A 25,669-nucleotide genomic window follows, 5' to 3' on the forward strand; every position below is an offset into this window, starting at 1 on the left:
CTTGCACTGTATTATTAGGGTGCCTGATAAACCCCGGCCAATGGCACGTTTTCACGACGCACTTCCGAGATGATCCGCCAATTTTCGTCCGGTGTCACATCGAGATTTGCGCGACGATAATAAACGAGTAAATAGTCCTGCGCGCCCAGCGGAGCGCCCTGGTAGGGCTGCAATTGAATATCGTGCTGCGCAAATAAAGGTTCCTGAGCCAGCATTTCGTCCAATTGAAATTGATGCAACACCGGAGCCACATAGAGCGTGCTCCCGTCGGGAATCTCATCGAGCGCCTTCTCTAATAAAGCGTGGGTGACGCTGTCACTCCAATAGGTCCGTTCCAATCCCAAGCGATCCGCTCCACGCAGACCGCCAACCGTCAGGTTGTAATAACTCAACCAGTAGGGGGCGAGAAAAACGATGCCGTATGCCTGCAGCAGTAGAAATCCGGCAAGACAGCCGTTGGATTTGCCGACCGAAATCCGTTTCCGCAGCCAATCGAGCGCAAGCTGCCCGCCTCGTCCAGCGAACAAAGCCCATAACGGATAGACGACCAGAAACAACCGCACGCCGTCGTAGATCGGAGTACCGGGCAGACTGAATACTAATAACGGCAATGCGATCGCGCCGAGCAATAGCACTTCACGCGGAAACTTGGTGAAAGTTTTTCGCAGTTCAGCCACGCCTATAAGACTCAACAGATGCACGCCGACCGGGACCGTGATCGCGAACATCACCAGCGGATAATGCCAAGGGGTCATACGGTCGGCATATTGCTGGCCGAGATACCAATTCTGCAATTCGATCCGCTCGGTCGTACGTCCGAGATACTTCAGCAGATGGTCGAACGGCGCATCCCACAAATGGGGCCAACCAGCGTAAAACACAAATAACCCCGCCATGCCCCAAACAGCGACCGGCACAATCGCGCGGTGTCGCCAACGCAGTAAGGCCCACAACGCGATCGGAATCGGAATAAAAATCGCCTGCACTTTTGAGAGCAATGCCAGTCCGAACAACACTCCGGTCAAACAAGCGACCCGTTTGCTTGGAGGGGCTTCGTGATCCCAAAACTGAGCCACCGACAAAATCGCCGCCGCATAGGTGAGATTCATCATCGACTCCAGCGAAGCGATGTGTGCGTGTCCAAACACGCGTGGCATGACCAACAGTGAGATAGCGGCCACCCAACCAGCAGGCCGTCCGTACCAGCGCGTTGCTACGAAACCGATCAAGCAGATCAGAACGGCAAACTCAACCGCCGAAGCAATGCGGGCGCGGGCGAGACTATAAGGTGCAGTTGGATTCTCTGGAGCGACGATCCTCCGACCCACTTGTTCGGAAATGCCGATTCCCCACCGCGCCAACGGCGGGTGGTCGGTGAGCGCACTCTGAGCGACTTCAAGTTGACTTGCGGGGTGCAACATGGCCCACCCATAAGCCCCGGCCGCTTCGGTCAGGAAATATCCTTGCGCGGCGTTGAAGGATTCATCGATCGTAACTCCCGGTCCGGAATGAGCGGGGTTGATGGTGGCCAGCACGGCCACGAGCGCGACGAGACCCACGGCAACGGGGCCGGTCCAATCAGAGGCAAGGATTCGGCGCAAGCCGGAAAGCATGGGCGGAGGTTCGTGAATAAGGTGAATGATGGATGTGTGGCATGCGGTAGGACCCAGCGGTCCACGAGCGCCCGCGTTTTTGACTGTAGCGTGTCCGCGTCTGGTTCACAATCGGGTGTTTGCCGCGTCAAGAAAATCGTGGTTTTGAGATCGATTCGACCGTTGTGCCTCAGCCCGTTCAGATGCTCTTGCCACAGGCGACGATGTTATAGATAATCGCTCTTACGCCTCTCAAAACGCATCTTGGTTTTAAGACAAAATTCCATGTCCAGGTTCAGTAAAATACTGGAGACCGTCGGCATTCCGTTGGCAGCGATGGTCGTAACTTTAGCTGTTTTTTCCTGGATCGTTTTGCAAATCCGTGCACGGTATCGGGAAAGTGACGATCCTGCGGAGTCAACTCATGAAATGCTAACTCAATACAGAGAATTGCACGAGCAGGGTGAGCTATCGGAGGAGGAATTCCGATTGATCAAGAGTCGATTGGCAAACACACTGAATTCCAGCGGTCGACCAACTCGCGATTCACACTAGCGGATCGCACCGGCGGATCGGACAATCGAAGATTTCGGGCCTGGACCGTTATTTAGAAAACATTCCGCCGACGGAAAAACCGAAACTGCGTACAGGACTGTGGAAAGCCGGATTGGCATGCGAAGTGCATGTTTCCGATTGGAAATTCGTCGATGAGCAATGGATGGCTGCAATCGAGACAGTTTTTGATTGCATGAGTTGGAAACTCTGTCGACGTAATTGGCTTTGAGAACTGGTAACTACTGAGTCGTTTGAAGGAAAACCGATGCCATCCGGTAATGATGTAACTTCTGGGAGTCGCGGAGCGACCGGTAAAAAAAACGCAAATTGCTCATTCTGTCGCAAAAGTTATAGGGAGGTCGGCCCGCTCGTAGAAGGCCCGTCCGACGTCTATATCTGCGGCGAATGTATCGAATTGTGCCAATCCATATTGGAACAGGAACGCCGTCGCCGCGGATCGTCCCCCAGCCTCTTCACCAAGGTTCCCACTCCGCGTGAAATCGTGGAGAATCTGGAACAGTATGTGATCGGGCAGGATCGTGCCAAAAAGGTCTTGGCGGTCGCCGTACACAATCACTACAAACGGCTGATGATCAGCGCCGATGCCGACAACGACGTTGAAGTCGAAAAGTCGAACATCATGCTCATCGGTCCGACCGGCTGCGGGAAAACCCTGTTGGCCCGGACGTTGGCCCGGACTTTACAAGTTCCGTTCGCCATCGGCGACGCCACGACGTTGACCGAAGCCGGCTATGTCGGTGAAGACGTCGAGAACCTGTTATTGAAATTATTACACGCCGCCGACTTCGACATCGAAGCCGCTCAGCGTGGAATTTTATTCATCGACGAAATCGACAAAATTGGCAAGACAAGCCAAAACGTCTCGATCACCCGCGACGTTTCCGGCGAAGGGGTGCAACAAGCCCTGCTGAAAATGCTCGAAGGGACTGTGGCCAACGTTCCTCCTCAAGGAGGCCGCAAACACCCTGAACAGCAATATATCCAAATGGACACCACAAATATCCTGTTCATCTGCGGCGGGACGTTTGTGGGCTTGGAAGACATCATCGCCAAGCGGCTGGGCAACAAGGTGATCGGCTTCGGGTCCAGCGGCAGCGGCGGGGGCAGCACTCGCAGCGAAAACGAAAAGGGCGAATTGCTCAGCCAAGTCTGTGTCGATGACATCTTGGAATTCGGATTGATTCCCGAATTGGTCGGACGTCTGCCGGTCGCCACCGCATTGACGCCGCTCGACAAGGAACATCTGGTACGCATCATGCAAGAACCGCGCAATTCGCTGGTTCGGCAGTACCAAAAGTTCTTCGAGATGGAAAACGCCGAGTTGGAATTCACCCCCGAAGCCCTGCTGGAGATTGCCGGCATGGCCAAGGAAAAAGATACCGGTGCTCGCGGACTGCGGAGTATCGTCGAGCAAGTGATGTTCGATATTATGTACGAATTGCCCGAACGCACCGAGCACGGCAAGTACATCCTCAACGACCGCATGGTGCGGGGCGAGGAGCAAATGTTTTCACAAGACGACTCCGCCGCCGCCTAACGGTGGTAGCGCGGGTCGTCTGATCGGACAAGCGATGCAAGGTCGTTAGAACCCGTTTCAAGACCCAATTACGCTTGTTCTCGAACCCCATAAAGCCCGGCGACAATCTTGTCGATCCGGGCTTCTTGCTGCGCACAGTCCACTGCCGAGCCGCCCGCCTGCCGCGTATGGACTAGCTCCGCTAACTGCTGCTCTTTTTTTGCATCCCGTGGTGGCAAGGGGAACCGCCGTAATACGTGCAAGTTGATCTCTAAATTCACGCCCCGCTGTTTGGCATGCCGGGCGAACCAGGCGGCGGCGATTGATGAATTTAGGATGCCGGTCAATGTCGCCAGACTCGGTTCTTGCAGCGTACGCGCTGAAATGAGATTCACTGAAAACCCGACATAGGCGGCACTGCTGGCTAAAACGAACCGCGGCACGCGGCCCATTTGAATACTCAAGATTGCCGGTTCGGTAAAGATCCGCTGCTGACGCGGCCAATGCAAATGCCACCACGCATTCTGCCCCTGCCGCGTTTCCCGCCGTTGCTCCAGCACTTTTCGATACTTCTTCAAATGACGGCGTACGTTCGGAAATTTATCCAGCGTCGCCGCTGTGTCACGGGTTAAATACAACACCTGATGCGACGGCTGATCGGGCAGCGCGTAGCGGTCGAGCGTCGCTGTTTCGAAATAGGGTCGTAAAAGCGCACGTTCGGCGGCGTTGAAATCCAATTGCGCCACTTCGTCATCGGACAACACAAACACCCCGTCGCCGACGTTTGCTGTGCCGCCCAGTTTCTGTGCCAACCGTCGATTCACCCGCGGCGGATTCTCGGCCATGCCTTGCGCTGTGTCGTATGCCTCACCCAAGAGCCGGCACCCATCAAATCGATGCGCCTGCGCCAGTGGCCGCGCCAACGTCAGCCCGCCAGCGGTATAGAGATCGTCCTGAGTAAGTTCATAGGTGTCGACCTCTTCATCCAATTCCTGACTGGAATCTGGAAATGGGCAGGCGCGATTCTCCAACGAAATCACGCGACAGGAACTGTGCGAGCGCGCCTTGCGCATACGAACAATCAAATGCCGACCGGTAACGCCGTCGAAAATTTTGCGGGTTCCCAATAAGACGACTTCATCCAATGTCGTTTCTTGTCGCAGACGTTCAATCAATTTCTCCGCACCGCGCGAGGCAGTCCAATAACTGTTGACAATAAACGACAACGTCCCCCCCGGCCGCAATAGGTCCAACCCGCGATGCAGGAAGTAGTAGCACAAATCCATCCGCGACTGCCGCCACTGCTTGCCCAACGGTGTGTGTGCGATCGTGTCGAAGAGCGCCTTCGCAGCCAGTTCACGGCGATAAGGAGGATTCCCCAATACCAGATCAAACCCACCCGCAGCAGCGATTTGCGGAAACGCATCGCGCCACGAAAATCCTTCGGTGACTTTCGCTGTCCGAGAAAAGTCCTCGCCAATCAGCGTGTTGCCGACCCGCAAGTTTGCCGCCAGGACACGCTCCACTTCAGCACGCAACTCCGCCGTGCGCGGTGCGATCCATGATTCCAAACGCTGCCGCGCTAGCTGGATCGCCTCGGGGTCCAGATCGACACCGAAAATCCGCTCACGAACGATCTTCAGTCGCCCGGCCACCGTCGACCGGCGTCCGGCGAGAATCTCTTCAGCGGCGCCAATCAGAAACATCCCATCTCCACACGCGGGATCGAGAATCGTCCCCGATTGCTCCGAGTCGCCCTGCAGGCAGCCTCGTGCCATAAAACGGACGACCGGCGAGGGGGTGTAGAAACTCCCCAATTGCCGCCGCTCGGCCGGCGTCAGCCGCGTGATTGTAGAAGTCGTATCATCCATGTTACGGCCGCGGGTCAGTGTCCTAGTTTGAGGTTCTGGAGTGTGGCGCGGAGGTGAAACGATATTGCCAGTTTCCTGCACCATCGTGTTCTACATCTGTGATTTCGATCAAATGAGCCTGCTCGTTGACGTGTAAAGTATACTCAGCAAGATCGAGCATGGTTTGGTAGTTGTCTACCCATTCGCCCATTTCGCCCGGGTACGCGATAGGGTCCAACCGAAAAGCCCCTTCCCAATAGACAATGGTCCCCTTCTGGGTGGGAAGATATTTTCCAGTCACCTCATAGGGGGAGCTATTGCTCCCGCCGGTCAAATGTCCACTGAAATCGATTTCTTCCATATGCCTGATTCCGGCCAGCGCATGCGAAATAGGAGACGACCTGGCCGAGTATATCATAATCGGCGGATTGCCAGCGGTCGCTACGGTGTCTACCATTGACGTAGCTATTTTTCAGGGAGCCGATGCGTTATGCCCGAGTTTGAATACAGCCGCTGGGACGGCACCCAACAATTCACGCCGCAGTCCGCTGATAGTATTTTCGATCAGCTCAGCAATTATATGATGGACTACGGCGAAAACGTGCTCGATATGCTCGACCAACTCCAGGAGGACAATCCCGAAATCCTGGATTTGCTGCTCAAGCAAGGTTATATCGACCGCGACGAAGACGGAAAGTTCATGGTCACCGGCAAGGGAGTCAAGCGCGCCGAGACGCGAGCCCTGGAAGACCTGTTCGAGATCTCCCGCAAAGACAAACTGGGCAGCCACGAAACCGAATTTCGCGGTGCCGGGCAAACCGTGCACGAGGAGTCCAAGCCGTACGAATACGGCGACCCGGTGTCGAACCTCAACATGCATGAAACACTCAAGAACGCCCTCTATCGACAAGGGGGCGGCTCGCCGATTCATGTGGGCGAAGAGGACTTCGTCGTCCACGATACCGAATATCAAACCTCCTGCGCCACGGTCGTGTTGCTCGATATGTCGGGCAGCATGATGCGCTACGGAAAATTCGGCCAAGCCAAACGCGTGGCGATGGCGCTGCAATCACTTGTCCGAGGCAAATACCAAGGGGACTTTTTGCAGGTCGTCGGGTTCTATACCTATGCCACATCTCTGTCCGAACGAGAATTGCTCTACGCCGCTCCCAAACAGGTCAGCATTTTTGATTCGCGCGTCCGCATGCGGATCGATTTGGACAATCCCCCCGCCTTCGTGCCGGAACACTTCACCAATATTCAAGCCGGCCTGCAATTCGCCCGCCGTATCCTCAGCCGCCAACCCGCGCAAAACAAACAGATCATCACCATCACCGACGGCGAACCGACCGCGCACATCGAAGGCCGCGAAATAGTGCTCGTCTACCCTCCAGCACAAAGCACCGCCCGCCGCACCTTGGCCGAAGTCCGGCGCTGCGCCGACGAGGGAATCCACCTCTCCAGCTTTGCCCTGATCGAGGATTATTTCTATCTGGGGTTGGTCAACTTCGTCGAACAAATGGCCGAAGTCTCCCACGGCGTGAGCGCCTACTGCGATGCCAACGACCTCGGGAACATGGTCATCGACAGCTTCGTCGGCGGCCGCAAAAAACGCCGCGTCGTTGGGTAAAGATTCCACAACCGGGGTGCCACTGGCGGCTCGTCCGCCAGTGCGGTGTTACAGAGCGGTTTTCGTGCCTCTGAACACCGAACGACGTGCGCACTGGCTGGCAAGCAGCCAGTGGCACCCGGCGAAGATGCTTCTTCCAGAAATTGCACACCATCCCGATTACGCTTGCCAACCACCAACCCGTCCCGCAAAATAGAAGATGACAGTCATCCCACCCCCCATTCCCTCCCAGGAGTTCGATTTTGCGCGCTTCGTCGAAACATGACCGGGGATTTCCGAGATTGTGGGGACTTGCGCTTGGTGTGCTGCTGTGCATTTCGGCGTGGGCAGCAATTACCGCGGGCGAACCGACGGGGGAGAATCCGGACCTCGATGCGTATCGCATCGAACTGAGCGATGTTGATTACGAGCATTGGTCGTTTTTACCGATCACTCTTCCCGCGCCGCCCGAAATTGACGACGCTTGGATTCGCAATCCGATCGATGCGTTTGTGCTGCAAAAACTGCGCGACGAGGGACTCACTCCTTCGCCACCCGCCGATGATCGAACGTGGGTCCGTCGCGTCTATTTTGACCTGATCGGTTTGCCGCCCGCGCCCGAAGAGGTGCGAGCCTTTCTTGACGATGCGGCGGCCGACAAGCGCGAACGACTGGTGGACCGTTTGTTGGCCGATCCTGGTTATGGGATCCGTTGGGGCCGGCGTTGGCTCGACGTGGTGCGGTATGCGGAGACGAATGGTTACGAGCGCGACGGCGATAAGCCCAGCGCGTGGCGGTATCGCGACTATGTCATCGATTCGCTCAACGCCGATAAACCATTCGACCGTTTCCTCACCGAACAACTCGCCGGTGACGAAGTCCGCGACGTGAGTGCCGAGACGTTGATCGCCACCACGTTTTTGCGACTGGGGACCTGGGACGATGAACCGGCCGATCCCAAGGTCGACCGATATGACCAACTTGATGACGTGCTGGGGACGGTCAGTTCCACGTTTTTGGGCATGACCCTGCGTTGCGCGCGGTGCCACAATCACAAGTTCGAACCGATTTCGCAAATCGACTACGCCCGCATGTTGGCGATCTTCGAACCGCTCAAACGTCCGCAGAAAAAACGGGCCGACCTCGACGTGCTCGTCGGAACACCCGAAGAACTCGCCGCATTCGCAGCAGCGGAGGACCGTCATCAGGACGCCTTGGAAACTCTCCAAGACCAAATCTCTGACCTGGATGAGCACGTCCGCGCACGATTTTTCGCTGTCGGGAAAACCGAAATCGCCGCCGATGCGCTGCAGGCTCACCAAACGACCTCCAAGAAACGGACGAGCCAACAGAAAAGACTTGTCGGCAAAACACAACGACAATTGGATAAGGAGATCCGTGCGTCGCGCACACCCGATGAACAACGACAACGCGACGCGTTTCGATCGGCAATCCAAGCCATTGAAGCAGCCGCACCGGTTTCACCTCCCCGCGGCTACATTTGGCGAGAAACAATTGATGCAATTCCCGTCACACACGTGTTTCGTCGTGGCGACCCCACGACACCGGCTGGTGAAGTTCAACCAGGTTTCCCTGCGGTCCTGCGAGATGTGAACGTTGAAATACCGACTCCTGATAAATCGCGATCAACGACGGGGCGGCGTTTGGCGCTGGCCAAGTGGATGACCTCTCCCCAAAACCCCTTGGTCGCCCGCGTGGCGGTAAATCGGATTTGGCAGGGGCACTTCGGTGAGGGGTTGGTCCGCAGCGAAAACGATTTCGGCATCATGGGCCTGCCGCCGTCGCATCCGGAATTGCTCGACTGGTTGGCGCATACGTTTCGCGAAAACGGTTGGAGCCTCAAGTCGCTGCACAGGCTGATCGTGTTGAGCAACACCTATGCCCAATCCAGCACGGTCCGCACCGAAGCGGCAGACGCTGATCCGGAGAATGAATGGTTCTGGAGGTTTCCGCTGCGGCGGCTGGAGGCGGAACCGCTGCGTGATTCGATCTTAGCGGTCAGCGGCAAATTAAATCACAAGATGGGCGGACCGAGCGTCTATCCCAAGATCGCCGAAGAAGTCCTCGCCGGCCAATCTCGACCGGGACTGGGGTGGGGAAAATCGGACGAGGCCGAAGCGTCGCGTCGCGCGATTTACATTTTCATGAAACGCTCCATGTTGGTGCCGCTACTGGAATTGTTCGACCTGGCCGATACGACCGCCTCGTGTGAACAACGATCCCGCTCCACAATTCCGACCCAAGCGCTCACGTTGCTCAACGGCGAATTCCTCAATCGGCAAGCGGCCTATTTCGCCGAGCGACTGACAGGCGAAGACCGCGCAGCCCGCGTCCAACAAGCGTATCAATGGGCCTTATCCCGCGACGCCGATGAAACAGAACTCGCCACCGCTCTCGATTTTTTAGACCGCCAACAACAGTTGATCTTCAATGAAACTCCCGGCATGACAGTCGCCGAAGCAGACAAACAAGTTTGGCAGGCGTTCTGTTTGGCGATCTATAATTTGAACGAGTTCGTTTATATTGATTGAGTGTTTTACTGAAAGAAATCAGAACCACGAAAGACACGAAATGCACGAAAACAAATTAGAAAAAATTAGAGGTCACTGAAGAGAGTCATCTCATTTCTTTTTCGTGTCTTTCGTGGTTAAATCTTTTTTAGTTGCGGCTTGCCATGGTGTTAGGACTTTGATGTTTTCACAACAGGACAAATTGACACCCTGTGGACGCACGCGACGGGAATTCCTGTGGCAGGCTGGGGGTGGGTTTGCTGGGACGGCGCTGACCGGCATGTTGGCCGCTGATGGGTTTTTCGATACGCCCGCTGTGGCTGGCGAGGCAAAAGTTGCATCTCCGTTGGCAGCCAAGCGGCCGCATTTTGCGGCGCGGGCGAAGTCGGTCATTTTCTTGTTCATGTATGGCGGTCCAAGCCAAGTCGACCTGTGGGATCCCAAGCCGGAACTCGTTAAACGCGACGGCGAGGTGATGCCCAACCTCGACAACGATCCGCTGTTCAAAGTCCGCAATCCCGGCAAACTGCTCGGCAGTACGCGAACCTTCACCCCCGCAGGGGAATCAGGTATCCCGGTTTCCGATCTGTTTCCACATGTCGCGAATTGCGTGGACGATATTGCCGTCATCCGTTCGATGTATGCCGATAGCTTTGCGCATGGCAGTGGTTTATTGCAAATGAATACCGGCTTCGTCCGGCAAGGGAATCCCAGTTGCGGTTCATGGATCAATTACGGACTGGGAACGTCGAATCAAAATCTGCCCGGTTATGTGGTGTTGCTCGATCATCGCGGGGGACCGATTACTGGCCCGCCGAATTGGAGTAGCGGCTATATGCCGGCGACCTATCAAGGGACGCAGTTCCGTACGACCGGTGCGCCGATTGTCGATTTGCGTTCTTCGATTGGACTTTCACAGCAACGACAGCGCGACCAACTCGACCTGATCGGAATGTTGAATCAACGGCATCAGCAACAGCGTTCGGGAGAGTCGGATCTACAATCACGGATTGATTCCTACGAGTTGGCCTTTCGCATGCAACAACACGCCCCCGAAGCGGTTGACCTGTCCGCTGAATCAGCAGCCACGCAGTCGCTGTACGGATTGGATGATCGACAGACAGAAAAATTCGGGCGACGCTGTTTGATGGCGCGGCGCTTGGTGGAACGCGGCGTGCGGTTCGTGCAGGTCTATTCCGGCGGCGGGCATTCCGAACAAACCTGGGACGCGCACAGCAACGTCAACAAAAACCATGAAGAGCATTGCCGCAACACCGATCGGCCGGTTGCCGGATTGTTGCAAGACCTGAAGCGGCGCGGCTTGTTGGACGAAACGCTCGTCGTCTGGACGGGGGAGTTCGGCCGCACACCGACAGCACAAAACGGCAAAGGCCGCGATCACAGTCCCCGCGGTTTTAGCGCCTGGATGGCCGGTGGCGGTGTCAAAGGGGGACAAACGATCGGCGCCACGGACGAATTTGGCTTTGCTGCTGTGGAAAACAAAGTCCACGTCCACGACCTACACGCCACGATCCTGCATCTGTTGGGGCTGGATCACGAGTTGCTGACCTATTTCCACGGCGGCCGCGACATGCGGTTGACCGATGTCGAAGGCCGCGTAGTCCGCGAGCTACTAGCGTAGCTAGGTATTAGGCTTGAGGCTTGGGGACGTTCAACGCTCCCCCCCTCAAGCCTGTTCCCTCACGCCTGTCCCCTACTTAAGGTGCAGCGTTGGCATCCGCATCCGCTGCCGGGGCATCTCCAGTTGCCGGGGCGGCCGCTTGTGCGTTGGCGGGGGCGAATTGTGGCATCAACGGTTGTTCTTCCGGATTTTTATGGAAGTGCGGCAAGTCCCGCGGCGTTTCCCGCAAACAGACAATCGTGCCTGACGACGTGGCGACATAGATCCGGTCGGTGAAATCGTTCGTCATGTGGACTGTCGCCGGTCCCAGCGGAACTCCGCCGACCTTGGCACCCGTATCCCGGTTGAGGATGACCAACCGGTTGAGGCGATCGACGGCGTAGACCCTCCGTGGGCTGAGCGACAATAGTTTTTCAATCCCCTCCACATACCAATGTTCGTCGCCGGTTTTGGCAGACAGGCAATACAGTCCGCGATGTTCCGGAACGAGGTAGACATCGTTTTTGATAACGACCGGTGCCTGCTTGATCCGTTCACCGGATAGGAATGGCGACCGCCAACCTTGGCTGCCGTTATTGATATTCAGGGCGTACAACTTGTAATCTTCCGATGCCAGCAGCACGAGATCTTCAAAGACCGCCATCGGTGCCGTGATTTGGCTGTCCGATTCGAATTGAAACACGGTATCACGTGTCAAAGCATCGACGGAATACAGGATACCGTTGGTGCTGGCGAATAGCACTGTGTGCGAATGCGGCAATGCGGGAACTAAAATTCGCTTGCTCGTCTGGTACCGCCAATTGACCATGCCCGATTCGATGTCGAAGGCATATAAACTGCCATCGAGGAACCCGATATAAATTTGTTCTTCGTCCGCGCGGGCACTGGTACTGGGTTGCCCAGGCAGATCAAACTGCTCGACAATCTTGCCTGATTCCTTGTCCAGCATGAACAGCGTTGCCGCGCTCCATACGAAGACATGGGTATCATTCGAGGAGGCCGGCATTCCGGGAGCATCGGCGCTGCCAATCCGCGTAGCCCATTTCTTTCGCCCCGACTCCGCATCGAATGTCGTGAGGATTCCGTTTGAACTTTGAGCGTAAACGTTTTTATCGTCGTTGGTCAGGTGTTGTAATTTGTCGCGACGATAATTCATCACCGCCTGAGACCACCAAGCGCGGGTCAGTCCCTGCTGTTGCAAAATTCGCCGACGAATCAATCCCGATCCGACACGCGAACCGGATTGTGCCATAGCCGGCGATGTGCAAATCAAGATCCCCAGCAGGAGTAGGCTGACTTTCCTCAACTCCGACATGCGACTTCTCCCTGAGCGCCGACGATTTTTTACCGGCGTCATTTCTTGGTCTCAGTGCTTTACGCACTTCATTTATACGTTCGTTTTGTATTGCTTGACGAAATTTGTCCACGCGGTGGGCAACACAAGTGTAGCGTCATTAACGGTGAGAGCGGCGAAGTGTTTACGGCATTCATCCAACAGGTCGGTGGAATCCCGAAAATCCATAGCGGACCGCAGTCTTGATACCAGAAGACTACGTTAACTATCCAATTCATCTATTCTAGCCATGCTGTCGTCGCCAAAGCCAGAGTTTCCTGTGAGAAAATAGCACTCTGGCCGCAATTTCCCGGTTTGAAGTTTCGTAAGCCCAACAATCGAGCTATTTCCAACTCACCAAGTCAATTCCGCAGGTTTTCCGTAACCGCCTCAACCGGAAGTTGCCCTGATTTGCCTGCTAGAAAGGGCTTTAGAGCCGCTGTCGCACTTGACGATTGAAGGGAAATTGCCAAACTTGTGGTTAAGCGGGGTCGTGCGTGGCGAACACAACGCACCGCCAGTTCTTCCCCGGTATGGCAGGATGAGCCAAGGTTGTCCGGATCCGCGCGACAATTCATCCACCGCATGGAATGCGGCCCTCAAGCACTCTTGTTGTGATGAGCGAGACCATGAAGCCTCGAAATGGTTGGACCGGCTGGCTGAACGTCGTCATCGTCTTTTTGTCCTGTACGGCCATGGCTCGCGCCGACGTGATTACGTTGAAGAACGGCGGAGAAATCCGCGGTTTGATTCAAAAGAACCCGCGCACAACCAGTTCCAAAGGTCGCGACGTCATCGTCAAAACCCTCAGCGGATCGTTGGTGACAGTCTCCAAGTCGGAGATTGAATCAATCCAGCGGCGGCGGCTGATTCTAGAAGAATACGAAACCCAGCGGCGCAATACGCCCGACACGGTCGACGGACATTGGGAACTGGCCCAGTGGTGCCGCAACCAGCGACTGACCCGCCAGCGCCGCACGCATTTGAAGCGGATCGTGGAATTGAATCCGCAACATGAACAGGCGCGCCGCAGTCTGGGCCATCAGAAGTACGACGGCGAATGGATGTCCCGCGAGGAGTATATGAAATCGCAAGGACAAGTCCTGTATCGCGGACGCTATGTTTTCCCCCAAGAACTGGAGCAAATCAAGCAGGACGAGCTGGAGAAAGAAGGGGAGCGCGAGTGGCATAAAAAAGTCAAACTGTGGCACGCTTGGATCACCAGTGACCGGACCGAGCAGCAAAAACAAGCATTTCAGGAATTGTCGGCGATCACGGATACGTTGGCGATCCCAGCGCTGTCGAAACGCTTTCGCGATTCGCCACACCCGGCGCTCCGCGAACTGTACATCAGCATTCTGGGGCGCATGCAGAGTGCAGAGTCCTTGCAAGCACTCTTGTATCAGGCGATTTTTGATAGCCAGCCAAATCTCCGCGAAGTTGCGGTCACCGCAATTCCCGAAACCCAAACCAATACAGCGATTACAGCGCTGGTCCGCGGTCTCAAGAGCGAACTCAACCTGGTTGTCTGCCGTTCGGCGACCGCTTTGGCATTGCTGGGCAATGACCAAGTTGTCCCACAGTTGATCGATGCCTTGGTCACGACGCACCGTTATCGCGTAGTCGTGCCCGACAACGGCGCCAACACAATTGGCTTTGCCGCCAACGGGGGGCAGGCGCCTCTCACGTCCGGTCTTCCCCCCGATGTCGAATTACAGATGATGACCGGCCAGCTTCCGTACGGTGCTGTGGTAATCCCGCCCAACGATCCCGGAGCGCAGATGCGTCAGAAAACGCAAATCGTCAAACGGACGCAAAGAAACGGACCCGTGCTTGAGGCGCTCAAGAGCTTGACGGATGAAGATTTTTCCTACAACCGTCCGAAGTGGCGCTTGTGGTGGGCGGAAAAAAACAATAACGTGGGCAAGCCGTAGCGGGTGCGAGCCGCGTTACCTGTTAATACTTGGCCGACGGGCAGGACAGTCATGCAAGCAGTAGGCGACGAGGCTCTAAAACGCATACTGCTTCAGCAATTGCGCGGACTGCAACGCGCGGGTGTCTCGGGACTGCCCTCTACTTCGGCCACCGCCGCTCCGGCGGAATCGACCCCTCAAGTATCGCCCACGCCAAAGCCCACACCGACTATGCCACGACGTACCGCTTCGCCGAAAAAGGGCGATCAAAAACAACAACTCGCCACACTCTGTAGCACGGTCGCCAGTTGCACGCGCTGCCAGGAGTTGGCCGAGACCCGCAATCAAACCGTGTTTGGCGTTGGTAACCCCAATGCCCAGGTGTTGTTCATCGGCGAGGCTCCCGGAGCAGATGAGGATGAACAAGGTATCCCCTTTGTCGGCCGGGCCGGGCAGTTGATGGACAAGATCATCGAAGCCACGCAGTTAAAGCGGGAGGATATCTATATATGCAACATTCTCAAATGCCGGCCGCCGGGAAACCGAAATCCCTCGCCGGTTGAGGCTGGAAACTGCCGCGAATACCTGGACGGACAACTCGCCATCGTCAATCCGGAATACATTGTTTGCTGGGGCGCCGTTGCTGCCCAGAATTTGTTGGGCACCGATGTGGCGATTGGAAAATTACGGGGCACCTTCCACGAACATGAAGGCGCCAAGGTGCTCTGCACCTATCATCCTTCCTATCTCTTGCGCAACCCGCCCATGAAGAAGGAAGTGTGGAAAGATATGCAGATGTTGATGGCTGAACTGGGGTTAGAAGCGAACTGATGATTGGCGGTTTGGCAAATCGGTGCGCGTCGATTTTTCCAAAGTTTCACCTCGCGTGATCCGCCTCTGCTCGTTGGCCAATCCCACCCGTTTCGGCAAACCTCAACGCTTCGATAAAAGGAATGCGGCGGTCACCTGTCGGTTTTCTTGAAATTGCTCAAGAGGCCACTTATTGCTTGACCGTCCTTCCCTGGCTATGGGATGATAGTAGGCATGTTACACATCAATCAACAAAAACTGCCGCGGACTGTTCTGAGCTACTTGTCCTTTCGCATGTCAGGAGTGGCGACGCTGCAATTCATTGAATTGTCGCGACAACTCCCCGACGTCGACCTGGAGAGTCAAGGCTTTTTGACGGAGGTTCCCTTCCTCCGTGAAGTCCCGCCGCACGTGCAAATCGAACTCTTGGCCGAAACCTGGAGCAAACATGTCGCCGAAAAACCGTACGAAGCCTCGCTGCTCGACGAAAGCGTGATCTACGCCGCCTGCGAGACGGCGTCCTACATCGTGCAAAACAATCCCGAATTGGTCCCCTCGCTGCTCAGCGGCGGCCCGTTGGAAGCACAAATCGATGTAGGCCAGGAATTGGCCGAGTCGTTGCAAAAGCTGCATCTGAATCTCGCCAACGAAGGCGATTTTCTACTGATCAGCCAATTCATGGACATGCCTCCCGAAGAGTGCCAGGAATGGAAACAGCGTTACGGCCTGGAAGACGAGGACATCGAACCGATGTTCGACGCCTTGGCACGCTGGAACATCTCCCCCTCCGTCGAACAAAACCTGAGCGGCCTATTCAGCCCCAACGAAATCCGCAGAATGCTCCCACTGTTAGGCGTGCGGGCACATGACCCAGCGGAGTCGTAGCACGGCGGTCTTGTTTAGAATTCCATTTCGCCGAGCGTTACGGATTACGAAATGATGCCCGATTCTCCTCAGCGGTTTTGGACGTTGAGAAAACGGCTATGTTTCGTATTTGGTCTAATACTATTCGCGCCGTTGGCTGTAGCGGGATACGTGTGGTTTACGGCGAGTTTGGAGTTGGCAGCGCATTTGGCGGAGTTACGGTCGCAGGGATTGCCCACAACCGTCAGCGAACTGTCCGAATTCTATTCCGTTCCCAACGGCGTCAACGATCCCACTGCCTTGTGGGTCGAAGCTATTGATCGTGTTCAAGCAGCTGGAGTATACGAACGCGGTGAAAATTTGCCGTTCGTTGGCGAGAGTGAATTGGCGGTTCCGCCTCCGGGGCAACCGTGGCTGGAATTAGACGCCTCCCGCGCGCTGATTGACGAATTGGTCGTCGAATTTTCGGCGATTCGCCAAGCAGCGGCTGCCGGTGGTCAAGTTCGATTTCCTATCGACTTCACCCAGGGATTGGAAATGGACCGGCCGCACACCGTTCACGTTTCAGGCGTCGCAGAACTTCTCCAACTCTCTGCACACGTCAACGCCCACATGGGCAATGATTCGGCTGCCTTAGAGGACATCAAGGCGATCTTCAAACTCTCAGACGCACTGCGCGGCGAGCCTGTACTGATTTCAAATATAGCGCGGAATACGGTTCACAATCGCGGGTGCGAAACTATTGAGAATTTGTTGCCCTTTTGTGAGTGGAGCGATGTGGATTTGGCATCTCTCCAATGGGCCGTCCAGTCCGCCAGATTCAAAGACGAGTTAGCAAGGGGTGTGGCCGGTGAACGGGTGGTTCTGCTGGACGCCATTGCCGAGACGTCTGTCGGGCCTTGGCGGACCGCCAACAAATTAGAAGTACTACGACTAATAAATCGATTCGCTGACTCCCTATCCAATTCATCGCCAATTATCTTGACAGGTCTACGCGACCTAGAGGCTGAAATTGATGCCTATTCAGAAAACCACACCAACGGCGTTGCCCCTATTATTTTATCACTTGCTGTTCCAGGAATTGCCATTGCCGCCAATTCGTCTGCAAGCAGTACGGCTCAACAACGATGTACTGTTGTCGCCCTCGCGCTGCAGCGCCATCGGCTCAAGAACGGCCAATTGCCCGATTCGCTGAAAAATATCGACCCGCAATTATTGGGACCAACAACGCAAACGGCCGACGCACTCCTCGATCCGTTTGATGGCAAACCCTTGCGCTACCGTCAAGACGACATGCGAATCATCATCTATAGCATCGCCGACGATGCAGTGGATGATAGTGGTGATCGTGCGGAAACCACGGACGGTTTGAGTCCGCAGGACATTGGCATCGTGCTACCGAAATAACATTTCGTAGCATCGAGAGTCAATTTTCACGCCCACAGCCTATCCCCGCGATTTTTCAACGATTCGCGAAACCGCAGTAGACAAATGCTCGTTCTCAAGCCATCTCTATGGTTACGGATCGGTTTCACTCCACGAAACCACGACGAGCCTGCTATCACTGCACGAGGAATGACCATTGGAAGCACCATCCCCCAAGTCGTCTTGGACGCCCGGCAAGTTACTGATTGTCGGGATTGGCGTGCTGTTGATCGGCACGTTCGCAATTTTCGGGTTCCTGTGGTATTTCAGCCATGCTCGCTTGAAAGCGGACCTTGCCGATTTGCGAGCTGAGGGCTTGCCGACCGATGCGGTGGAGTTGGCTAATTATCACAACGTTCCTGTCGGTGTCCCTGATACGACCGGCGTCTGGGTGGGCATCATCGATACGGTCACTGCCACGAGCCAGGACCAAGTCGACATTATGATGGAACTGCCGATCGTGGGCGAGGGACCAACGCCGATTCCACCCCCCGGAACCGAGTGGGCACAGCTGGATGCGGTTGAAGAATTACTCGCCAATTTTGAACCCGAACTGCAAGCCGCGCGGGCCGAAGTTGGTGTCAATGGCCAAACGCAGTTTCCCATCGATTTTTCCCAGGGGATCAGAACGCTTCTGCCGTACACCCAGGAAATCCGCCAAGTCGCACGTCTGCTGCTTCTCGATGCAAAAGTCGCCGCGCATCGCGGCGACGATGCCCGCGCACTACAGGATCTACGGGCAATCTTTACACTCTCCGACACGCTGCGCGGCGAACCGTTGTTGATTTCTCAATTGGTGCGGGGCGCAATTCATGCGGACGGTTGCGAGGCCATTATCGATTTGATGCCGCATTGCAATTGGAGCGACGACGATTTAGCAGCGTTGCAATCGTCCTTACGAGCAGCAAACTTTCGAGAAGAAATGGCTCATGCCATGCACGGTGAGCGGGCGCTTTACTTGACCGAACTCAGTCGTATGAGACTCGGTCCGTTGCGCCTGCGAAATATGCAAACAGCGATCGAGCTGTTTGATTATACCGACGATGCATTCGACGGATCTTGGACTGAAATGTTTCAAAAAGGAGACGAGTTCAATGAGAAGCTGAACGAACGAAGAAGCGGCACTTCCAATTTAATACGTCTCGACACCGCAGCCTTGCAACTAGCGCCGGGAATTAAAACCGCAATCCAGTTCGTGGCGACTGCAACGGCGCGGCAACGCTGCGTGAATGCAGGAATAGCTGCGAGCAGATATCGCTTACAAAAAAAGCAATTTCCCGACTCACTCGCCGACTTAAACGAAGAATTATTGGGGGCGCCGTCGCCGTCTTCAACAGAACTCATTGATCCCTTCGACGAGAATCCACTGCGTTACCGTCAAGAAGAGACGCGGATCATCATCTACAGCATCGGCTTGGACCGCATCGACAACGGCGGCGACTGTGAGTCCAAAGAAGACGGACCCGATCCGACAGATCTGGGCATCGTGCTGCCGAAATAGCGAATCCTCTTGTGATCGTCGACACCAGAGTGTGTTATGAAACTACGAAGATTTTCGTTGACATGTACGAACCACTTCGTATAATGGCCGCTCGATCAGACCGCACTGCCACGGAGACCCGTTGACAATGGCCAAGTCCGAGACAAAGCGGCCCACCGATGCCGAGCTGGAAATTCTTCGCGTCCTGTGGGACCGCGGGCCCTGCACGGTTCGCGATGTACTCGATGAACTGAGCCGCACGCGCGACATCGGTTACACCACGGTGTTGAAGTTGATGCAAATCATGACCGAGAAGTCGCTCGTGGCTCGCGACGAATCGAACCGTTCGCACGTCTACCGGGCCTGTCACAAACAGGGACAAACGCAGCGACAATTGGTTGCCGATCTGATGCAACGCGCCTTCGGGGGGGCCGCCGACAAACTGGTGATGCAGGCGTTGAAACTCAAAAAGGTCTCCGCGGACGATATGGCAAAAATCCGAAAACTCCTTGACGACTTGGAGGACTAGACGATGCAAGCGCTACTCACGTTGCTGGATCATCCGCTGACCGACCGCATTGGCTGGACCTTATTGCACTCGGTCTGGTTGTTGGCCATTGTCGCCGCAATCGTCGCCGCCGAATTGTTCGCATTGCGGCGCCACACGGCTGCGGTGCGGTACCTTGCCGCGACGATTGGTTTGGCAGTGATGGCGCTTGTGCCGGTTACGGTTTATTTCAACATGACACTCGATTCCCCGATCACTAGCCAAGTTGGGAATGAATTCAATCGTAGTGGGAACATCGCAGTGCTCGATACCGAGCCAATGACCGCGAGTCCGCCCGCTATTTTTATTGCCGCTGGGAACGGTGGTGCGGCGGTTTCGCCGAGTCTCGCGACGCAATTCCGTCCGTTGCTTCCTGGGGCCGTTTTTCTGTGGGCCTGTGGAGTTGGCCTGTTGTCGCTACGGCTCATCGTGATGTGGCGGTTTGTGCAACGGCTGCGTGTGCGACAGACAACACCCGTGAGCGACGCCGCACGCGCGGCATTCGAGCGGGTTTGCCACCGCATGGGACTAAAGCGACCGGTCGAATTATTGCAGTCCGCGCTGGTCTCCGTGCCGACGGTGGTTGGGTATCTGCGACCGGTGATTTTATTACCAGCGAGTTCACTGATGGGTTTGGACAGCCGCGAACTGGAAGCCATTTTGGCGCACGAATTGGCTCATGTGCGCCGCCACGATAATTTGGTGAATATCCTGCAGAGCATCGTCGAGATCCTCTTATTCTTCCATCCAGCTGTCTGGTGGTTGTCGCGACGGATCCGCATCGAACGAGAAAACTGTTGCGACGACATGGCGGTTGGCATTGTCGGAAATCAAGTCGCCTACGCCCGCGTGCTGGCCCGCATTGCTGAATTGGGCAGCCAACCCGTGGGCCTGGCTGCCTCGGCCAACGGCGGCGATTTGCTGGCCCGCGTGCGACGGTTGTTGATCGACTCACCGCGAGATTCGTCGCCCACATCTAAGTGGATCGGCGGGTTACTTTCCCTATCGCTGATCGGGTGTCTGGCCATGGTGATTGCGTTTTCAACGCACGACTCGCAGGCGGTGGCCGATACCCAGCCTGAAATCAAGCTGACTACCAAACCTCAGGTTGAAACGAAAAGTAAGGCCGAACCAATACGGGTTGCCGATGATCCTCTCGTCGGCGAAATGAGTGATGCGGAGAGACGTGCGCTGGCGGCCGAATACAAAAAACTCTATCAATTACCCCGAGTATTCGTGCTCCAACGCATCGCACCACCCTTCCCCAAGAGTCGATTGGCGTTCTATCAAGAACTATCGGATAGTCAAAGAGAAGCCATTCCCCGGGGGCCGGGTACAATGATTTTTGGATTCGAAGATGGGGATTGTCTTCAATGGACTCTTCTTCCTTCCGGCAGCAACGGAATGCAATTGCAGGCGGCGGCCAGGAGTCTGATGGGGATTTATCCGCAGGAAATTATCTTCGGGGAAAAATCCCTGGAAAAACTCACTATCACCGGCGATTTCTCCGTGGACCTCGATGCGACTAGCCAGCTGGTGTTGGCTCAATTCGAGAAAACCTTCAATGACCAATCGGAACAGAAACTTTCGATGAAGCTCCAAGACATCGAACGAGAAGTTTATGTCGCCCGCGGAGAATTCAAATTCAAACCGATCAATCCGGACCGTAAACGAATTGAGATTTACGGCGAGCCGCCCAACGCAGTCCTAACGAGAAACTGGATTGGACGCGGTGAATTGGACGAGTTTTTGCGTTGGGTCGGGATGTGGGTCGAGAAGCCTATCGTCGGTGATTTGGACACTTCTGGAATTCGTGACTTTGTTTGGGGATACAATTTGGGGGAATTTAAGAAGGAAGATCGCCAACAGGCCAAGGAACCGGAGTTGATACTAAAACAGGTAACCGAGCAGACGGGGCTGACCTTCAAAAAGGAAAAACGCAAGGTGCGAACTCTCATCGTCGAGCGCAAGAAGTAGCAACGTTTTGTCCGCGTTGTGCGCGGGTCTCTTGACCCCGCACCCAGTAACGTTGTGCGCGGGTCTCCCGACCCCGCACCATCGCGACCGAAGGTCTCCCAAACGGAGAGCGAGTTGATTGAGTCGGGAATCAGTTGTACAGCATGGAAAGGTGCGTCGCGACGCACCCTACGACAACGGTTCGTGCCCCGTCTCTCTTACAAAGAACAGCACCGTCACCAGCGAGATCGCCCCGGTCCCCGTCACCCACCAGGCGGGGGAGATTGGATTGTCGGTCATGGAGATCAACAGCGCCGCGATCAACGGTGTCGTCCCGCCAAACAACCCGATCGAGGCGTTGTAAGCGAAGGCCAATCCCGTGCAGCGGATGGTTGCCGGCATCAGTTCGACGTTGGCTGCGACCACGCCCCCGGCGATCAGGCCGACTGCCAGGACAAAACCGATCTCGCCTAAGAAAATCGTCATCCGATCACTGCTGTGCATCAGGTGAAACAACCCGATTGCTCCGAAGGTCAGAATCAAATTGCCGGCGATCATCAATGGGCGGCGGCCGATGCGGTCGGATATCCAAGCTGTGATCGGCAACACGGCCAACAGCACCACCATGCTGACCGTGTTCAAATTCAGCGCCACGCCTTCGGAAAACTTATCGACCGATTTCATGTACGTCACGGAATACACAAACGCCGTGTAGTAACTCACGCCGTTACTCAAATTCAGCAGGGCCACCTTCAACACGGACAGTCGATGCTTACCGAAGGTATCCCGCACCGGTCGCTTGCTAGCGCAGGCCGGAGCTTCTGCATGAATGCCGCGGCGAAGCAGAAACCCGGTGATTGCCACCAGCGCGCCGACCAAGAACGGAATCCGCCAACCCCAAGCAATGAGTTGCGAATCGCTCAGCAGATTAGAAACCAACGCCGCCACACCCGAACCGAGCAAGCAGCCCGCCGTGGCGCCCCACATGCCCCAGACCGCAGTTTGCGACCGTCGATTTTTTCGAGAATGCTCGGCTAAGAAAATCAGGGAACTGGTATATTCGCCCCCGACGGAAAGCCCTTGCACGATCCGCAATAACACAATCAAAATCGGCGCCGCCATGCCGATCGTGGCATAGGTCGGCAGCAGTCCCATGATCACTGTCGGAACAGCCATCGCCAATACGGAGAGGGTCAGCGCGTGCCGGCGACCGATCAAGTCACCGATCCGCCCAAACACGAGCCCCCCCAGCGGCCGCACCAAGAACCCCGCAGCAAACGCGCCAAAGGCGGCGATTACTGAGACTGCAGGATTGCCGTCGGGAAAAAACAGCCGACCAATCACGGTGGCCAGATAGCCATACACCGCAAAGTCATACCACTCCATGACATTGCCGATCAGCCCCGCAAGAATCACCCGTCGCTGCGATGTCTCGGGAGGAGCATCGGCAGGCTCAGTAGGTATGCCGGCAGTTGGTTCGACGTCCAAAGCAGGAGCGGAGCACATAAGGTTTCACGACTTTCGTGGCTGGGAAAAACGGCGATAGCGAGGCGCGCGGAGGGATGGAAACGCGTCAAAAGTGTAGTCCGCAGTAACGCGCCCCGCTATTTGACATCAATTTCCCAACCAGATCGGTAGGCGTTTCGCACGGTTTATACGGGTTGTGAGGGCCATTTTCCTAACGAGGCAGCGTCGGCGTAACTGTTTACACCCTGATGAATAATGAGGGGCCGGTTACATTGCCGCTGCTTACCAGTATCACGAGCCAAGTTCACTCGCATTGTTAAGAACAGAACGGTACTGATGGCCAATGATGGTTCCTTGAGGCTGTGACCTTCACGAAGCAACGCTACAGCCATTTGTCCAGTGTTAGATGAGCGGTCGCTCTCATCCTTGAGCTAATAACTCGCTGCGCCAACAGTGCCATGGTACGGTCCGGTTACTGCATTGAGTTTCAAAAATTGGTTGAGCCCCTAGGACTTTTGACTGCAAAGCCGCCTTAGTACGACCAGGGAGTAAAGCATTGTGATTTAGCACGGCTGAACGTCGAGATTCGGCTAAGGCGTCAATGTGGGAAGGTCTTCGCGATTCAATGCCGTCCGCACTCTTTGACGCAACTGCGACCACTGGTCCTGGGTCCAGAACTCGTCTGGGCGCTCCTCTAAATCGAGAACCGAGGCAATTTTCATTGCCGCAAAATCCCGCACCGTGATCTTCCCAAAGGTGAAAGCTGCACACGGTCCCTCGTATTTGGCAGCATCAATGGATGGATCGCGAATTTCAGTGTCGTCGAGGAATGACGCCAAGAACGCGAGGCGTCGGTTTCGGTTTTCATCCTTGATATAGGAATAATTCATGGGATCCATTATCTCCATTCTCAGCCCCACTGCGGAATGCTTCGCAACCTCCAGGTAATCCTTCCAGATCCGGTCATTTTGCAATTGCATCACCACGTGTGTGTAACCCGCCGCTTCGCACGTCCAATATGTTTCATTGACATCCTTCGGCAACTGGGCGAGGACGGGTTGAAGCAGCTCAATGCATCTTTCTTCGTTGACCCTTGCGAGCTGCTGAAGCACTGATCGCTTTCGCGAATAATCACTCAAACGCTCGGACATACCCACTAACGCTTCCGTCTTCTCTTTGCTGGTTAATTTTGAGTTCGCTACAGTCTCCGCGAGCTCAAATAGGCGAGCGTCCCTTGAAGCGCGCGAGGGAATTTTCGAACAAATCGTCATTAGCGACTGGGGATATTTTTGGCCGAGAATCCACAGTGGCACCTCGTGAAAACCTGAGATTCGGCGATTTTCCAAGTCGACCGCGGCCTTTTCAAAAAACTCTTTCTCCCAACCCTTTTGTTTCCCAAGGGAAGTTGCTGTCTCAGATTTTTGGGATCCGGCCATAACCTCTGAGAGTTGCGTTGCCAATTGCCCCAACCGAATCCGTTCTGCGGGCCTTCTCATCACGAATGCCCAATCTAACTGACGCGTCAGGCGTTGGTCTTTGCTAAGTCTGTTCAGTTCCGGGAACACTTTTGCTCCCATTAGGAAAATCTCTCGTGCCGGTCGTGCAGAATCAATGTTGTGGTCGTCAAAGAAACCCAAGTGCCAGAATTTGTTGTTCTGGTTCCCCCAGCCGATCAACAATGCCTCCACGGAACCTTCGGGGGCCGTCTCTGCGGCAATGGTCAGTCCAAGGTCGCGGACAAATCGAGTCCTGCGATAGGGGTAATAGAGATCCTCATCGTCCGAGAAGAGATCAGGATACTCCCGTTTCAATTGAAAGAGTTTTTTGAGTATGGTCTTCATGTCGGCGTTTGCCGGCAAGACCGCCTCATAGAGATGCAGATAAAGGCCATGAGCCAGTAACACCTGGGGGTTGGCTCTGTATTCCCCCAAGTCTTCCCCCGCATTCCGGGTTTCAAAGTACTCGGCCGCGTTGACCTGCTCCCAAATGTCTTTGGCCTTTTCCATCTCGCTGCGTTGCGCTAACTGCAAAGCCGTGACGAACGATGACATGTTGTTACATTCCAACACATAACCTTTCGGTTTCGCTTGTTGTGGCTGCAGTGAGTAAGGGCGAGTCGACGGCCGATGGTCTGCATCCGTGGAAACCACGGTCGTATTCCACCCCATTAAAACTCGGGCTTGACCATTTGGTAGTTTTTCTAGAAGGAATGCGGGACGATATATCCCAGGATCGTGACTCGTTGAGGAATCCCCCGTCAATGTTGTCCTATCCGTGTACGCTAAAATTAAAGGGGCTTTTTCAGGAGGAAGCGGGAGGTCGTAACGCTCTGCAATCTTCAACAACTCCGGAAAATCGATGTCGTTGCGATCGGCTCCTTGAAGCTTGCCGCACACAGCAAGGGTTAACACGAACCATCTGATTGAGATCCACCTAGGCATAAGCGTGTCTTCCTTCGGCATGACATTTTTCGTCGGTTTTAGCGCGCTGCCTCCGCAATCGCTGCACAATGTCCACGAAACATGGTGCCAAATGAGCATCCTACAGCTTTAAGCCAA

Annotated in this window: 17 protein-coding genes; 11 read left to right on the forward strand and 6 right to left on the reverse strand. The window is 55.3% G+C overall.

The window, feature by feature from the left end:
- Positions 1-14: 14 nt before the first annotated feature.
- Positions 15-1,613, reverse strand: coding sequence for an ArnT family glycosyltransferase (locus tag Mal52_RS03845; protein ID WP_145374407.1), 1,599 nt, complete (start codon positions 1,611-1,613; stop codon positions 15-17).
- A gap of 799 nt (positions 1,614-2,412) precedes the next feature.
- Between Mal52_RS03845 and clpX the strand changes: the two genes are divergently transcribed.
- Positions 2,413-3,705, forward strand: a complete 1,293-nt coding sequence (gene clpX, locus Mal52_RS03850) for an ATP-dependent Clp protease ATP-binding subunit ClpX (protein ID WP_145374408.1) — start codon at positions 2,413-2,415, stop codon at positions 3,703-3,705.
- Between the two features lie 68 nt (positions 3,706-3,773).
- On the opposite strand, the gene Mal52_RS03855 is transcribed toward clpX, so the two are convergent.
- Complete coding sequence (locus Mal52_RS03855) at positions 3,774-5,555, reverse strand: Eco57I restriction-modification methylase domain-containing protein (protein ID WP_197534643.1); 1,782 nt, start codon at positions 5,553-5,555, stop codon at positions 3,774-3,776.
- A gap of 22 nt (positions 5,556-5,577) precedes the next feature.
- The gene (locus Mal52_RS03860) at positions 5,578-5,895 is read right to left on the reverse strand and encodes a hypothetical protein (RefSeq protein ID WP_145374410.1); all 318 of its coding nucleotides are present in this window, start codon (positions 5,893-5,895) and stop codon (positions 5,578-5,580) included.
- 129 nt (positions 5,896-6,024) lie between these two features.
- Between Mal52_RS03860 and Mal52_RS03865 the strand changes: the two genes are divergently transcribed.
- The 3 genes from Mal52_RS03865 (at position 6,025) to Mal52_RS03875 (ending at position 11,316) form a co-directional block, all read left to right on the forward strand.
- Positions 6,025-7,164, forward strand: a complete 1,140-nt coding sequence (locus tag Mal52_RS03865) for a VWA domain-containing protein (RefSeq protein WP_145374411.1) — start codon at positions 6,025-6,027, stop codon at positions 7,162-7,164.
- 281 nt (positions 7,165-7,445) lie between these two features.
- Entirely contained in the window at positions 7,446-9,695 is a 2,250-nt protein-coding gene (locus Mal52_RS03870; RefSeq protein WP_145374412.1) for a DUF1549 and DUF1553 domain-containing protein, read from the forward strand.
- Positions 9,696-9,855: 160 nt separating this feature from the next.
- Positions 9,856-11,316 (forward strand): DUF1501 domain-containing protein, encoded by a 1,461-nt coding sequence (locus Mal52_RS03875; RefSeq protein ID WP_145374413.1) that lies wholly within the window; start codon positions 9,856-9,858, stop codon positions 11,314-11,316.
- A 76-nt stretch (positions 11,317-11,392) separates the two neighbouring features.
- Here Mal52_RS03875 and Mal52_RS03880 read toward each other — a convergent pair whose 3' ends face one another.
- Complete coding sequence (locus Mal52_RS03880) at positions 11,393-12,631, reverse strand: outer membrane protein assembly factor BamB family protein (RefSeq protein WP_197534644.1); 1,239 nt, start codon at positions 12,629-12,631, stop codon at positions 11,393-11,395.
- 647 nt (positions 12,632-13,278) lie between these two features.
- Here Mal52_RS03880 and Mal52_RS03885 point away from each other — a divergent pair.
- The 7 genes from Mal52_RS03885 to Mal52_RS03915 all read left to right on the forward strand — a co-directional run bounded on the left by Mal52_RS03885 (position 13,279) and on the right by Mal52_RS03915 (position 21,665).
- Positions 13,279-14,583: a HEAT repeat domain-containing protein gene (locus Mal52_RS03885; RefSeq protein WP_145374415.1), complete on the forward strand. Its 1,305-nt coding sequence runs from the start codon at positions 13,279-13,281 to the stop codon at positions 14,581-14,583.
- Between the two features lie 51 nt (positions 14,584-14,634).
- Positions 14,635-15,393 (forward strand): uracil-DNA glycosylase, encoded by a 759-nt coding sequence (locus Mal52_RS03890; RefSeq protein WP_145374416.1) that lies wholly within the window; start codon positions 14,635-14,637, stop codon positions 15,391-15,393.
- A gap of 213 nt (positions 15,394-15,606) precedes the next feature.
- On the forward strand, positions 15,607-16,257 hold the full coding sequence (locus Mal52_RS03895) for a hypothetical protein (RefSeq protein ID WP_145374417.1): 651 nt from the start codon (positions 15,607-15,609) through the stop codon (positions 16,255-16,257).
- A gap of 51 nt (positions 16,258-16,308) precedes the next feature.
- Positions 16,309-17,643 (forward strand): hypothetical protein, encoded by a 1,335-nt coding sequence (locus Mal52_RS03900; protein WP_145374418.1) that lies wholly within the window; start codon positions 16,309-16,311, stop codon positions 17,641-17,643.
- 175 nt (positions 17,644-17,818) lie between these two features.
- The gene (locus Mal52_RS03905) at positions 17,819-19,162 is read left to right on the forward strand and encodes a hypothetical protein (protein ID WP_145374419.1); all 1,344 of its coding nucleotides are present in this window, start codon (positions 17,819-17,821) and stop codon (positions 19,160-19,162) included.
- A 127-nt stretch (positions 19,163-19,289) separates the two neighbouring features.
- Positions 19,290-19,670 carry a BlaI/MecI/CopY family transcriptional regulator gene (locus Mal52_RS03910; protein WP_145374420.1) on the forward strand — a complete coding sequence of 127 codons (381 nt, stop codon included), beginning with the start codon at positions 19,290-19,292 and terminating at the stop codon, positions 19,668-19,670.
- A 3-nt stretch (positions 19,671-19,673) separates the two neighbouring features.
- On the forward strand, positions 19,674-21,665 hold the full coding sequence (locus Mal52_RS03915; RefSeq protein ID WP_145374421.1) for a M56 family metallopeptidase: 1,992 nt from the start codon (positions 19,674-19,676) through the stop codon (positions 21,663-21,665).
- Positions 21,666-21,833: 168 nt separating this feature from the next.
- On the opposite strand, the gene Mal52_RS03920 is transcribed toward Mal52_RS03915, so the two are convergent.
- Both Mal52_RS03920 and Mal52_RS03925 read right to left on the reverse strand, forming a co-directional pair.
- The gene (locus Mal52_RS03920; protein ID WP_145374422.1) at positions 21,834-23,150 is read right to left on the reverse strand and encodes an MFS transporter; all 1,317 of its coding nucleotides are present in this window, start codon (positions 23,148-23,150) and stop codon (positions 21,834-21,836) included.
- A 551-nt stretch (positions 23,151-23,701) separates the two neighbouring features.
- Positions 23,702-25,573 (reverse strand): hypothetical protein, encoded by a 1,872-nt coding sequence (locus Mal52_RS03925; protein ID WP_145374423.1) that lies wholly within the window; start codon positions 25,571-25,573, stop codon positions 23,702-23,704.
- Between the last annotated feature and the right edge of the window lie 96 nt (positions 25,574-25,669).

Origin of the sequence: Symmachiella dynata, from assembly GCF_007747995.1 — a bacterium.
Lineage (GTDB): Bacteria > Planctomycetota > Planctomycetia > Planctomycetales > Planctomycetaceae > Symmachiella > Symmachiella dynata.